Source organism: Aureispira sp. CCB-QB1 (assembly GCF_000724545.1).
Lineage (GTDB): Bacteria > Bacteroidota > Bacteroidia > Chitinophagales > Saprospiraceae > Aureispira.
The window spans coordinates 172,042-186,008 of record NZ_JHBV01000042.1 but is presented as its reverse complement, the minus strand read 5'-3'; the positions used below and the strand labels follow the sequence as shown (position 1 = coordinate 186,008).

Below are 13,967 nucleotides of genomic sequence, written 5' to 3'. Positions count from 1 at the left end.
GTGTCTTATGACGTCATGTTTTGTATTTCTTCAAAATAGCGTTTTATAATAGCCTGCTCATCAAACTCTTGCAAAGCCATTTCTCGTCCAACTTTCCCCATATTTTTTCTTTCTTCATCTGTCAAGTTGTACATTTTTAACATCGCACTGGCTAACGCTTCTGCATCCTTCACAGGAACTAGAAATCCATTTTTAGTATCTTGAATTGTTTCTCTACAACCTGCGGTGTCTGTTGTGATAATTGGCTTAGCCATTGCTAAACTCTCCAGCATAACTCTAGGCAACCCTTCTCTGTAAGAAGGCAAAACCACAACATCTGCTTCTTGCATAATCGAGCGTACGTCCTTCGAAACACCCCAATAACGAATCGTTCCATTGGCTTCTTGCTCTGCTACTTCTTCTTTGTTAACAGCAGAGGGATTGCCATCATCAATCGCTCCAACTACCCAAATTTCTGTATCAGGGCACTGTTTTTTAAATTTCTGTGCCGCTTCAAACAATTCATTGATTCCTTTATCATACAACAAACGCCCCACAAATAGGTAAATTAATTTGTCATAGGTCTTTTGTTTGGGTATGGGTTTAAAATGACTGGTATTAATCCCAGAACCTTTGATTAGAGTAGTTTTGGAAGCAGGACACAAGGTCAAATTTTCAAATAGTTTTTTATCATCTCGATTCTGAAAGGCAATGCGTGTCCCAGATTTGAAGGCTGTCTTGTACAGTAATTTTACAATTTTATTTACCCAACCTTCTTTCAAAAAGCTATATCCCAATCCCGTCACCGTTGAAATGCTCTTTACCTTAGCTCTTCCTGCTGCTAAGCATCCATAAATATTAGGTTTAATGGTATACTGCAACACAACATCTAGTTCTTTGGATCTATAAATTTGATACAATTCATATCCAAAACGCATGTCTTGAATCGGATTTACTCCTTTTCTACTTAAGTATTGAACGGGAACAAATTGGCACCCTGTTGCTTCTATTGCTGGTACAAAATCGTCAACTGGAGCAATAGCATAAACCTCGTGCCCTGCCGCTAATAAAGCTTTGACCAACCCCAATCGGAAGTTGTATATATTCCATGCTGTATTTAAAACAATTCCTATTTTTAGTTGCTTATTCACACTTTCTATTATTACATTACTTTGTTTAGTAGTTCGTTGCTTTTTTACTTTTTTACCAAAAAGATAAAAAAGCACATTTATATTAGTTTTTCAACGAACTATTGTTTGTTGGAAAGCCCCATCAATTTAGCTCCGTGGCACTTCGCGAGCACTTTGCTTTTAGTTAGCAACACTGCTACTAGTTTGTGCTGCCTTCCTTTTATTTATTTCCCCCTTCTCAAAGGTACATTAAAATGCTTGAGTTTTATTTTTGCACTAGATACAATATTTGCGTACCTTTATATTTTCATCATACACCCAAGGGATAACTTTAAATTGGTGACGCAACATCCTCTTAATCTTTCAAGCACAAAATACAGCTTTATCTAGTATGTTTTTACTTGCATGGCAAATACTTTATACGAAAGATTTTATCTTATTGCCTTTTTTCTTGGTGATCTGGGTGCTCATTTTCTATTTCTACCGAAACAGAAAGTACTCCAACGATATTATAAAAAAATATTTTCTACCTGCATTAGGTCTTCGCTTGTTGGGAGCCATCCTAACCGCATTGATGTATCAATATTATTATGGTTATGGAGATACTTTTTTTTATTTCTTTGGTGCAAGAGATATTTACAATGCCATGCTCAACAATCCAGGAACCGCTTACGAGCTTATTGCCGTTGACTATAAACAGTGGTCCTTAGAAGCTTACAATTCGGTTACTTTACGTGGCTTCTTTGTCAACCCGAAAGAGGCAATGGTAATTAAATTAGCAGGAATTGTTAGCCCATTAGGGTTTGGCACTTATATAGGCACCTCCTTTGCTTTAACTGTCTTTAGTTTTTTAGGCTGTTGGGCAATGTATCGAGTTTTTTATGACCTCGTTCCTCACTTACATTTTCCAATAGCACTTGCCGTTTTATTTTTGCCCTCTATGTGGTTTTGGAGCACAGGTATCATGAAAGATTCTATTGTTATTGGAGCCTTAGGCTTTTTTGTTAATGGTATTTATTATAGTTTGATTAGCAAAAAGAAAAAAATACTGCGTTCTATCTTTTTTATTATCATGGGAGCTTTCTTGATGAAAAATATTAAGGTATATGTTTTGGTCGCTATTTTTCCAGCAACTGTTGTTTGGGTCTTTTTTATGATCAAAGAGCGCATCAAAAATGATACTTTAAGAAAATTAGCGACCCCTATTTTTTTTGGCGTAGGAGCCTTAGGGGGCGTAATTGTTATACAACAACTGGGCAGCGTTTTTTCAGAATATACTTTAGAAGGTTTCTTGGAAGAAGCGGCAAAGGTTCAGTGGTGGTTAAAGCTGAGTACAGAACGAGACAATGGCACAGGGTATGATTTAGGAGTTTTAGACCCTTCTTTAGGTGGTTTAATTGCCACATTTCCCAAAGCAGTTAACGTAGCTCTTTTTCGTCCCTATCCTTGGGAAGCCACAAAAATCATCGTTTTGCCATCAGCTGCCGAAGCCTTATTTACGTTAGGTTTCACCATCTACGTATTTTTTAAAGTAGGTGTTTTTAAAACGTTAAAAGCCATATTCAGTGATCCTGTTATTCTGTTCTGTTTAATTTTTGCGATTATTTTTGCCTTTGCAGTTGGCTTCACTTCCTTTAATTTTGGTGCCTTAGCTCGGTATAAAATTCCTTGTTTACCATTTTATTACATTGCTATGGTTTTGTTACTGGACAAAGTACGAAAGCCTAAAGTTGCTCCGCCACCACCGCTTTCAAGTCCCAATACAACAATACAAACGGTACCTCTAAACTAGGGTATTGCTCTAGCTTTCGTCTTCTATAGTTATCGCTTCAAAAGTAAATCCTTGTCGATGATAATGTTCTAATAACTTCGGCAATACATAGGACAAATGCTGCCATGATTTTTGGCTATCGTGCAAAACTATGATAGAACCATTTTTAGCTGACTGACATACATTTTGCCAACACTGTTCTCCTGTTATAGAAGCATCAAAATCGCCTGCCAAAACTTCCCACATTACAATCTTATAATCCTTGCGTAGTTCCTTGGCTTGCTGCCATTTTAGGCGCCCATAAGGAGGTCTAAAAAGCTTGCTTTCGACCTGTTCCCTACATGCCGTAACATTTGTGATGTAATCTTGGTGTTTTGTTTTCCAACCATTGACATGATTAAAAGTATGGTTTCCGACTTGATGTCCTTCATTTAAAATCCGTTGATAAATTGCTTTGTTTTTTTGCACATTGGCACCAACACAAAAGAAAGTTGCTTTGGCCTTATATGCTCTAAGTTGATCCAATACCCAAGGCGTTATTTGTGGAATCGGACCATCATCAAATGTCAAATAAAGTTGTTTTTTATTTTGCCCTGTTGCCCCTCTCCACAGATAAGCTGGAAAAAGTTTTTGAAACCACTTTGGAATCTTAATTGGATAATACATAGTTGTTGGAGTTTGATACTATCGGCTCGACTCTAGTAGGTTATTATTCAACTAGAGGATTAATTAAAGCATATCTTATATGGTCTTGCCAATGTCCATCAATTTTTAACAAAGCCTTACAAATCCCTTCTTTTTCAAAGCCCAACTTTTCTACTACTCGAATAGATCCCTTATTGACAGGCAATATATTAGCCTCTATCCGATGCAAGTTCAACACTTCAAAAACATAACGATTGGTTGCTTCCAAAGCCTCTGTTGCGACACCCATACCATTCCAAGTTTCAGATATATTATATCCTACACAACAATATTGAGCAACTCCTCTTTGAATTTGAGAATAGGTAATGGTGCCTATTAGCTCATCAGTTATAGGATGTAATACTATAAAAGGAAGCAAAACTCCTTTTTGATAATGATCGAGCGAAACGACAATACTGGCTTCTATATATTCTAATTGAAATCGATTGGGCGCATACGTTGGCATCCAAGGTTAAAAAAAAGCTTTGTTCTTACTATAATACTGCTGAAGTTTCGCTGCATCCTTTTTTCCCAATAATCGGATTACCCACCGTTTAGATTCGATCATCTTTTTCATACATCCTACTACTATTTACTTTAAAGTCATTGTAAACTCTACAACTGCCTTTATTTCTTCTTCTGATAACATTTCTTTGAATCCAGGCATAATGTTTCTACCATGTGTGACCACCTCTATTCGTTGCGCCGCATTCAAAGGCGAGTCAGGTAATTCTTTGGCGCCATTCATTCCCATTCTACCATCGGTTCCATGGCAAGTCACACAACGTGTTTTATAAATCTCTACTCCTGAAATGGTTTGGCGTTTACTCTCGGGTGCAGAACAAGCCCATACATACCAACTCAGTATTATCAAAACAAATGTAATTCGCATCTTTTTTATGATTATTGGGAACTCTTATTCATCGTTCCACATTATTTATTATATTAGATAATGATTGATTCTCTATATTAATCATCGTTTGGCACACAAAATACTTAAAAAGGCTGGACAATATCTATTTTTAATCTTAATTAATAACCTTCTCAAAATATCAGCGTCTATGGATCCATTTATTATTGTCACTGCGGTTGTTTTTCTGTTTTTTCTCTTTTCCACAGTAAAAGTAGTTCAAGAAAAATCAGCAAAAATTGTTCAACGCTTGGGTAGTTTTAACAGAATTTTACACCCAGGTATTAACTTTTGTGTTCCCATCTTAGAAACTGTTGCAGGAACCGTTAACCTCAAAGTTCAACAGTTGGACATCCATATTGAGACAAAAACAAAAGATGATGTATTTGTAAAACTACAAGTTTCGGTACATGTGCAAATCATGAAGAGTAAGGTAAAAGAAGCTTTCTATGAATTGGACGATCCATATAGTCAAATATCTTCGTATATTTTTGATACCGTTCGCGCTGAAGTTCCTAAATTAGAATTGGATGATGTATTTGCTCGTAAGGACGATATTGCTACAGCAGTAAAGACAGAGTTGTCTGAACATATGGAAAAATACGGTTATCGTATTGTCCAAACCTTGATTACTGACATTGATCCCGATGCAATGGTAAAAGAATCTATGAACCGAATCAATGCTGCTAAACGCAACAAAGAGGCGATTTATGAAGATGCAGAAGGACGAAAAATTGCAAAAATTAAAGATGCGGAAGCCGATAAAGAATCCAAACGTTTGCAAGGAGAAGGGGTTGCCGAACAACGTTTAGCAATCATCAAAGGTTTTGCAGATTCTGTAGAAGATTTTAGCAACACACTTAACGATGTATCTCCAATCGAAATTATGCAGTTCGTTCTATTAACACAACATTACGATACCATCAAGGAAGTTGGAGAGAAAAACAGCTCTATTATTGTTCCTTATTCTCCTGGCAATTTACAAAATTTGCAACAACAACTTATGGAAGGTAATTTAATGGCTGACGAAATTAATCGATTGAGTAAAGATCGTACTAAGATTCCCACTGTTAAGAAAACATTTGCTCAGAAAGAAAAGGATATTTTAGATATTAATAAAAGCTTAGATTAAGTGACTGTCAAAAGGTGACCCTTTTGATCAATTACCAAACAATTATCAATAAGCTTCTAAAAGCGTTATGGAGAATAACTTCGTAACGCTTTTTTGATGATGGCAATAATAAGTGTTGGAAGTTAATACTTGTGTTTATTTTCCACGAAGTAAAGTAACCTTTGGGCTGTATTTTTATTTCCAGATACTAATGGTTAGCCTTCTTTCTTCTTAATCGTAATTTCTTGCTAGTAACACTAGGTGATAGCATTTCATGTCCCCAATACACTATCAAAGCAATCAAAAAACCTGTCAACATTCCCGTAGTTACATCTTTCAAAAAATGCTGAACCAAGTACATTCTAGAAAGCCCTACTAAGGTTGCCAGCAACAAACACAACATTTTAATCCATTTATTGGGGATGAAAAATGCTAAAAGACTGTAAAATGCAAAAGCAGATGTTGTATGCCCAGAAGGAAAGCTAGTTGTCCATCCATCTAACAAAACAACATCGGGAACATAATTCGGCAAATCGGGTTGCTCTAATAAATTATCAAAATAACGAACTGGGCGTTCATGGGCAAAGAAAACCTTTAAGGCATGACTAATTGTCAAAACCAATATAGCATTCAGACAAATAGCCAAACTTCTTGAATAACCTGAAAACAATAGGACGATTGTAGCCAACAAGTACACATAGCCCTCTCCTATATAAGTGCAAAAGAGGAAAAATGTATTTTTTAGTTCGCTTCGATTTTCTGCAAAGAATAAAATCACATCTCCTTTGCTCAATACCCCCATCAAAAAATAACAAGCAATTCCCCAAAGCAATAAAAAACTCGCAATATACCATCTGTTTTCTGCTACAAAATGGTCAATTTGAGCTTGTAAATTGCGATCTGCTATTGTTAAATCAGATATGGTAGTTGCTTCTTTTGTCATTTTATCGTGGGGTATATTCGTTGGTAAATCTATTGCTTTGATTTGTAATTCGCTTTAGAGCATGCTTAAAACCGTATTAGCTTGATAAAAAACTTCTATTGATGTATACTTCGTGTCGTACAAAAGTTGTCAACATAGATACAATCTAGCGGGTAAAATTGTTCTTAGAGTATAGTAGGCTTTGCTGCTTTTTTTATTGGATATAACTTATTTTCGGCTAAAAATCCCCTTAATCCATTGCAAAAGGTTTAGCACCTTTTCCATACTAATAAACCTTGAATCGTATAATGCTTTGTGGGTTAACATCAAGCCAAAAGGCAACAATACTAAATTAGGCAACCAAGATCCAACCCAACAAGGAACAGATAAACTTGTTGCCAATCGCTCGCCAACTAAAAATAACACAAAAAACGACATAAAGAAGATAAAGGCTACCAATATTGGCCATCCAAAGCCTCCTTTTCGTATAATTGCTCCCATTGGGGCGCCAATAAATAAGAAAAGTAAACAAGCTAAAGCAAACGAAAATTTTTGATGAATTTCATTTTCGTGTTCTGCATGTATCTTTTCACTTGTTTTGCAATACTTAGCAACGCCATTAGCCTGTCCTTTGACATTCTGACAAAAACCAGAAGCACGTTGATAGATATAATCTCGCTTGCTTTGTGGAATATAATCATAAAAATTATGAACGGTAGTATCCAATTCAACTTTAGGTGCATGTGCTGCATTTGGAGGGTAATAATGCTTGGCATATCTCGTCGGAATCATCTCTATAGTATCTACTCCTGGCTCAGCTAAGCCCTCTCTTCGAAAGTGGAACATCGCATCTGCATTTCTTTTTAGCATTTCATAACGTTCCTCTCGCTTCTTGAACAAAGAGTCTATTGCCCGCAATAATTGCCTAGTTGTCAACAAACTGTAATGCCCCTTAAACAAATCCTCATTGGTTTCATTAAACTCAAATTCGCTCATGTCAAATAAAGTCGTATACGTGTCAAAGTTCATCTCTATGTGAGGGTAAGCATTGGGTTTCTTACTATCGGGATCCATTTCTTCGTAGCGAGTTCCATTCTTAAGTTTGACGACCAAAAAGCTTCTTTGAATTGTTGTGTCTTTGTTTATTATGGAATCTTGAATTGTTGCTTTTACCGTTGTTTGTAAGGTATCTCTAGCATAAAACAATCCTCCTGATTCTGCATTGGTTTGTCCCTTATAACCAACAGTAGTGGTATGATCATAGATTTTCAGTCCTTTCAACACCTTTCCACTAGGTGCTTTTTTGTCTACAAAAATAGAAACCTTCTGAAAATCATCGTTAAACTGTCCCTCTTTGAATGAAAGAGCAGGCTTTTGTTTGCGAATATCATAGAGAGTAGACTTAAATTTAAGAGCCGTTACAGGGATCAATTGATCCGAAAATAGAAAGGAGACGCCTGCTAAGGTAAAGGCAAAAAAGATCAAAGGAGACATTACTCTAAACAAAGACATTCCTGCCGATTTCATGGTTACCAGTTCGTAATGCTCGGCTAAATTTCCTAAAGTCATTACCGATGCAATCAAAACCCCAAAAACCATTGCACGAGGAATCATTGCTAATGATTGGTAAAATAACAATTCAAAAATAATTGAAAGATCCAGTCCCTTGCCAATAATATCATCAATATATTTCCAAAGAAATTGCATGTTAAAGATAAACATAGCAACCAATGTCCAGATGATCAGAGGTGGCAAAAAGCTTCGTACAATTAATTTATCAATTTTCTTCAAGTGGCAAAACAGTTATCAAGTTTCCAAAAAAAATAGGTTATTTCAAGTGTTGTAGCTGTCGATATGTTATGCCTTTCCAACCAAACCATGTTATCAGCAAGCATCCATTTCTAAACATTGTTACGATTAAAAAGCAACTTCATAAATATAGAAAAAGCCACTCAAACAACAGGTGTTTAAATAGCTTTTGTATTATTTTTAGGTATTACATAAGTTTTCTTTAAGAAAACTAAAATTTACAGTGCAATTATACCTGTGCTTTTTTCTTTGCCAATGCAGCATCAATATAGTCAAATGTTGATAAAATATCAGGTTTGCCATCTACAATAGCCACATCATGCTCAAAATGAGCAGAAGGTTTACCATCTCGAGTCAAAATTGTCCATCCATCCGACAACTGCTTAATCTTAGCTGTTCCCATGTTAATCATTGGTTCAATAGCTAAGACCATTCCATTTTTCAACATCTTTCCCTTTCCTCTACGACCGTAGTTGGGTACTTGGGGTTCTTCGTGCATGGTGCGTCCTAAACCATGCCCTACCAATTCTTTTACGACTCCATAACGGTGCTTTTCGGCATAGCTTTGAATAGCATATCCAATATCACCAATACGATTTCCTACACAACATTGTTCGATTCCTCGATAAAGGCTTTCTTTCGTAACTTCCAACAATTTTTCTACCTTAGGATCAATCTCTCCTACCCCAAACGTATAAGCATGGTCTCCATAAAAACCATTCATCAATACGCCACAATCTACAGAAATAATATCTCCGTTCTCCAACGGAGTATCTGTCGGGATACCGTGGACTACCTGTGCATTGGGTGACATACAAAGTGTATTTGGGAAATCATATAGTCCCAAAAACCCAGGAACTCCTCCATTATCACGAATAAACTCCTCTGCCAATTTATCAAGGTACAAGGTTGTTACTCCTGGCTCGATATGCTCTGCTATTAATCCAAGCGTTTTGGATACCAACTGAGCACTTTCTCGCATCAATTCTATCTCTTCCCTCGTTTTATATATGATTGGTGAATCAGCCATTTTTTTGTTCGTTATCTTATTTTTTGGTGCCTACTTAATCATAACTTCGTGAATGTTTTTTTGCAAAAAACTCTTTATATCACAAAGTATTTTTTTCGTAAGCCATCAACTATTTTATAATATATTACACTAATAATGCTCCGTTGCTTTTTTAGTTTCGACTTCACGAGATCGCTTTGTTTTGTTACTGTGAACTTGCGAAGCTCAGTTCGCTGCTACTACATAGTTTCAACGGAGTAATGACTAAGCAATAACAGCGTAGTCAAACAACCTTATTTTAGTCTTACTTTTTTCTCCCCACTTATTTAGAATAGTACTTCGTGGATTTTTTAGCTTTTTTGTAAAAAACCCCAAAAACATCTTTACACCATCTTAATTATCAACCCTTTAAAGAATCAAGCAACAAAAATATACTCTATTAATAATGATAATCAAACTGATGCGATTTTCCCACGAAGTAATGTTAGAAACTTGAATAGTTCATTTATTAAATGAGTTATTGACTACAAAAATACGCAAACGAAAAGGAATAGTAAAAAATTCTACACTTAAACTTTCCGTTGAGTTGTATTATCTTATCATGCTGATTCACTTTTAATTGAAAAATAGCATTTGAGGCCTCTATTTTACTTAACTTCGTGTAAACACACTGTTCTATTATTCTTAACTTGTTTCTCATGCCTACCGCACCTGATGCCAATTCCTATCCCCCTAAAACACATGCCTATCTAAGTATTCATATAGCCGTTCTCTTATTTGGAGGAGCAGGGTTGTTTGGAAAGCTAATTGACTTGCCTGCAGGTAGCATTGTCTTAGGTCGAGCATGCTTAGGCGCTCTATTTGTCTATTTTTTTAGTCAGCTATCCAACTTTTATCCTTCTCAGTCCTCTGTTCGTGTACAACAATTCCGTCCTCAATCAACCCAAGACTTTATTGTTTTTTGTTTACTAGGAATCATTTTAGCATTTCATTGGGTCGCTTTTTTTGAAGCGATCCAAAATTCAAGTGTCGCCATTGGTGTACTGACATTTTCTACGTTTCCGATTTTTACAACATTATTAGAACCATTCTTAAATCACGAACCCCTAAAAGCAACTAACCTTCTCTTAGCTTTCATCGTTTTTATAGGTGTTGCATTGGTACTGCCTGATTTTGACTATAACAATCGTTATACACAAGGGGCACTGTGGGGGATTGCCTCTGGGGCTTCGTTTGCTGTTTTAACCTTACTAAGCAAACGTATGTTAAAGGGATATACAAGCAACTGTGTTTCTTTTTATCAAAATGGGATTGCTGCCATTTTTTTAATGCCTTTTTTTGCCCTTGATATTTTTGAAGGAACTACCCAAGATTGGCTTTATTTGCTTTTATTAGGAATTATATTTACAGCTATTGCGCATACACTATTCATTCACAGTATGCAAGCCTTAAAAGCAAGAACGGCTAGTTTAATAGCTAGCTTGGAGCCGCTTTATGCCATCTTATTGGCTTGGCTTTTCTTAGGAGAAAGTCCTAGTCTCTATGTCTACTTAGGTGGCAGTATCATTCTAGCTGTTACTTTATATGTGATGATAAAAAACCAATGAATAATGCCTTATTTTGAACTTGAAATTACTATATTTAATAGATTGTAAGAGTAATGAGTAGTTTTAAAAAAAAGCAATAAGCAACCAATACAAAAAGTTTTAGCTCGTATCAAAACAACGCTGCATATGTCAAAATCAATATGGTGGATTGGTTTGTCCGAAGAATGGGACGTCATTAGAAGAACTAGTTGGAATGACCCTAGACCTGCTATCATTCCTAACGTTCATCTTTGGATAAAAAAGATGGAAACAGATCGTTATATCCAAACCTCAGGAATGAAAAAACTCATGCTTTATGATTATGCTGTTTGGGATAATCAATTTAGAAAACGAGAATTTTTCCCAATTAATAAATGGTCTTTGGTTGGCTTGAGTACTCCTGATGACATTAAGAGCCAACAGAAGCTCTATATTCACTTACAAGATCCTCTAAAAGAAGTCAAAAAAATTCTAGTAGATTCGGATAACAATTGGCAGCTTACCAAAGCATTTACAAAAATTGATTACAATATTTCGGTTTTGGATAGTTGGGCAGCTTATGAAAATCAAAAAATTTAAACACTCATCCTATTCTTATTAACTTATTATAGTGTTTGTCTTTTGCTACAAGGGCATGAACCACTCCTCCATATGCAATATCTATGCGAAATGAATTGGACAAAGGCAACTCTAGCATCCAGCTAAGAAAACTTCGAATAACACCAGCGTGTGTTACGACAGCAACAGGTGAATCGTTACGCTCCAATAAGTCTTCCCAGAAGGCATTGGTGCGTTGATGCAGCTCCCTGTAACTCTCTCCATTTGGAGGGGCAACTTGTACAAAATCTTCCATCCAAGGTTTTAACTCTGACGGCGCAATATTGTTCCAAGCTTCTTGCTCCCAATTTCCAAAATTTAATTCCATCAAACGAGCGTCTACCTGTATATTATCAAAGAGTTCTGTAGCCAATTCTGTACATCTACGAAGCGGACTAGAGTAACCATATTGAATGTCAGATGGCAATTTTTTTTGAACCAATTTTCGTTCTTTATCAAACAAAGTGGGCTCTACCCAAACATCTGTTTGACCATAACAAATCCCCTTGGCAATAGAAGGTGTCGTATGTCGAATCAAATAAATTTCCATAAACCAAGACAAAATAAAAGCGTTACTATTTCATTAATCTGCTGGGTAGCCCCCAAACAATCTCCTGTGTATCCTCCAATCCATTTTGTAAAATAGTGCGCTAAATACATTTTCATCATATAAACAGGAATTAACACAAGCAATATCCAGCTACTTTGAAACCATAATAAAGCAGGAATAACCCAAAATGAACTGATCCACAAGCTAGATTTACTCAATTTTTTAGCAATCGGTTTCACCTTACTTTTTGCATCTGCTCTAGAATATTCGTGTGTAAAAATCATTGTCACAGCACTAAATCGACTCAAAACATGTCCTAACACGATCGCTTTTAGAGCATACATCACATCTATTTGAAACAACTCTATTAAGACAAACACCTTTAACAAAAGCAGAATAATCATTCCTATAGCTCCATAGGCACCCACTCGGCTATCTTTCATTATCTCCAAGATTCTATCCTTTGTCCAACCTCCTCCAAAACCATCACAAACATCTGCAAAACCATCTTCATGAAATGCCCCTGTTAATAATACACTATAAGCTAACGATAACAGAACCACGACAGAGATAGGCAGTAAAAAGTAGAGTCCGTAAATTAACAAAGCCGTTGTTCCTCCTACGATCCAACCAATAAGTGGAAAATAACGAGTGGCTTGATTTAGATAATCTTCTGAATGATCTACCCAGCTAGGACAAGGTATTCGGGTATAAAACATTACTGCAGTAAAAAAGATATGAAGCTCCTGTTTAAGCATAACTATGATTTATTTTGCACACCTGCGCTTTCAAAACTTGCCATTTCATTCACAAACTGAACCGCACTTTTCACCAACGGATAAGCCAAGGCACAGCCCGTTCCTTCTCCCAAACGCAAACCTAAATTTAACAGTGGCTTTGCATCTAAATACGTCAACATTCGACCATGCCCTTGTTCATCACTTTGATGACAAAAAATAGCATTTTCTTTTATTTTGGGGTTTATGTGATAAGCACACAAAAAAGCAGCGGTTGCTATAAAACCATCTACTAAGATGAGCATATTTTTTTCATAGGCAGTTAGCATAGCGCTACAAATTTGAGCAATTTCATAACCTCCAAAAAAGCACAAGGCTTCTTTGGCATCCTGAGGCTTGCGGTGATGCTTTTGAACCGCCTTCAGAATGTCCACTTTTCGTTGCAATTGTTCATCATCCAGCCCCGTGCCTCTACCTACACAGTCCTCTATTGGCAAGTCGCACAAAGCACTCATCAACAAACTAGCAGAAGAAGTATTTCCTATCCCCATTTCTCCAAAGCCCACTATATTACAACCTGATGCATACAACTCTAACAATATTGTATTGGCTTTGGTAAAACAGTCGTTCAGTTCTTTCTGGGACATTGCCATTCCTGTTAAGGAACTTTTCGTTCCCTTACTAATTTTGGCATCAATAAGGCATGGGTCTGCCTCAAAATCAAAATTCACTCCAGCATCTATCACTTTAAACGTTATATCATTCTGACGGCAAAATACATTAATAGCAGCTCCTCCATTTAAAAAGTTGAGCACCATCTGAGCAGTTACTTCAGCAGGATAAGCACTTACACCATCTTGTGCAATGCCATGATCAGCAGCAAAAACCAATAACGTTGGCTTGATTAACTGAGGACACAAAGTATTCTGTACGACACAAATTTGCTCTGCGAGTGTTTCTAAATATCCTAATGCTCCTAGTGGTTTGGTTTTAAAATTGATCTTGTGTTGAATTGCGTCTAACATTGTTGCATTTTTTGAGGTCAATGACTGTTTGCAAAGATAGCTTTAAAAATGCTCTATTAAAATTAGTTTTGTCACAAACTGTATAGAAAAAATTCTTTGGTAGCTTTCTAAAGCTATCTCATTAATTTCTCTAATCTAAGTTATTAA

At 36.3% G+C, this 13,967-nt stretch carries 14 protein-coding genes; 4 read left to right on the top strand and 10 right to left on the bottom strand.

Features of this window, described 5'->3' with window-relative positions:
• Positions 1–5: 5 nt before the first annotated feature.
• On the bottom strand, positions 6–1,130 hold the full coding sequence (locus CG11_RS23010) for a glycosyltransferase family 4 protein (protein WP_231512829.1): 1,125 nt from the start codon (positions 1,128–1,130) through the stop codon (positions 6–8).
• Between the two features lie 370 nt (positions 1,131–1,500).
• Here CG11_RS23010 and CG11_RS23005 point away from each other — a divergent pair, with 370 nt between their 5' ends.
• Positions 1,501–2,901, top strand: a complete 1,401-nt coding sequence (locus tag CG11_RS23005) for a hypothetical protein (protein WP_063833188.1) — start codon at positions 1,501–1,503, stop codon at positions 2,899–2,901.
• A gap of 9 nt (positions 2,902–2,910) precedes the next feature.
• Here CG11_RS23005 and CG11_RS23000 read toward each other — a convergent pair whose 3' ends face one another.
• The 3 genes from CG11_RS23000 to CG11_RS22990 all read right to left on the bottom strand — a co-directional run bounded on the left by CG11_RS23000 (position 2,911) and on the right by CG11_RS22990 (position 4,456).
• Positions 2,911–3,546, bottom strand: a complete 636-nt coding sequence (locus CG11_RS23000; protein WP_052599203.1) for a polysaccharide deacetylase family protein — start codon at positions 3,544–3,546, stop codon at positions 2,911–2,913.
• A 43-nt stretch (positions 3,547–3,589) separates the two neighbouring features.
• Positions 3,590–4,030 carry a GNAT family N-acetyltransferase gene (locus CG11_RS22995; RefSeq protein WP_052599202.1) on the bottom strand — a complete coding sequence of 147 codons (441 nt, stop codon included), beginning with the start codon at positions 4,028–4,030 and terminating at the stop codon, positions 3,590–3,592.
• Between the two features lie 126 nt (positions 4,031–4,156).
• Entirely contained in the window at positions 4,157–4,456 is a 300-nt protein-coding gene (locus CG11_RS22990) for a cytochrome c (RefSeq protein ID WP_052599201.1), read from the bottom strand.
• A gap of 169 nt (positions 4,457–4,625) precedes the next feature.
• Between CG11_RS22990 and CG11_RS22985 the strand changes: the two genes are divergently transcribed.
• Positions 4,626–5,606, top strand: a complete 981-nt coding sequence (locus CG11_RS22985) for an SPFH domain-containing protein (RefSeq protein ID WP_052599200.1) — start codon at positions 4,626–4,628, stop codon at positions 5,604–5,606.
• Between the two features lie 187 nt (positions 5,607–5,793).
• On the opposite strand, the gene CG11_RS22980 is transcribed toward CG11_RS22985, so the two are convergent.
• The 3 genes from CG11_RS22980 to map form a co-directional block, all read right to left on the bottom strand.
• Complete coding sequence (locus tag CG11_RS22980; protein WP_052599199.1) at positions 5,794–6,528, bottom strand: phosphatase PAP2 family protein; 735 nt, start codon at positions 6,526–6,528, stop codon at positions 5,794–5,796.
• A gap of 207 nt (positions 6,529–6,735) precedes the next feature.
• The gene (locus CG11_RS22975) at positions 6,736–8,298 is read right to left on the bottom strand and encodes an LptF/LptG family permease (RefSeq protein WP_052599198.1); all 1,563 of its coding nucleotides are present in this window, start codon (positions 8,296–8,298) and stop codon (positions 6,736–6,738) included.
• Between the two features lie 247 nt (positions 8,299–8,545).
• The gene (gene map, locus CG11_RS22970; protein WP_052599197.1) at positions 8,546–9,346 is read right to left on the bottom strand and encodes a type I methionyl aminopeptidase; all 801 of its coding nucleotides are present in this window, start codon (positions 9,344–9,346) and stop codon (positions 8,546–8,548) included.
• Between the two features lie 677 nt (positions 9,347–10,023).
• Between map and CG11_RS22965 the strand changes: the two genes are divergently transcribed.
• Complete coding sequence (locus CG11_RS22965) at positions 10,024–10,932, top strand: DMT family transporter (protein ID WP_052599196.1); 909 nt, start codon at positions 10,024–10,026, stop codon at positions 10,930–10,932.
• Between the two features lie 126 nt (positions 10,933–11,058).
• Positions 11,059–11,490: a hypothetical protein gene (locus CG11_RS22960; protein WP_052599195.1), complete on the top strand. Its 432-nt coding sequence runs from the start codon at positions 11,059–11,061 to the stop codon at positions 11,488–11,490.
• A 4-nt stretch (positions 11,491–11,494) separates the two neighbouring features.
• Here CG11_RS22960 and cobC read toward each other — a convergent pair whose 3' ends face one another.
• The 3 genes from cobC to cobT are packed head-to-tail and all read right to left on the bottom strand — an operon-like array spanning position 11,495 to position 13,841.
• On the bottom strand, positions 11,495–12,058 hold the full coding sequence (cobC, locus tag CG11_RS22955; protein WP_052599194.1) for an alpha-ribazole phosphatase family protein: 564 nt from the start codon (positions 12,056–12,058) through the stop codon (positions 11,495–11,497).
• Positions 12,043–12,816 carry an adenosylcobinamide-GDP ribazoletransferase gene (locus CG11_RS22950; protein WP_052599193.1) on the bottom strand — a complete coding sequence of 258 codons (774 nt, stop codon included), beginning with the start codon at positions 12,814–12,816 and terminating at the stop codon, positions 12,043–12,045. Before CG11_RS22950 ends, cobC begins: the two co-directional genes overlap by 16 nt.
• Positions 12,817–12,818: 2 nt before the next feature.
• Positions 12,819–13,841, bottom strand: a complete 1,023-nt coding sequence (gene cobT, locus CG11_RS22945; protein WP_255351969.1) for a nicotinate-nucleotide--dimethylbenzimidazole phosphoribosyltransferase — start codon at positions 13,839–13,841, stop codon at positions 12,819–12,821.
• Between the last annotated feature and the right edge of the window lie 126 nt (positions 13,842–13,967).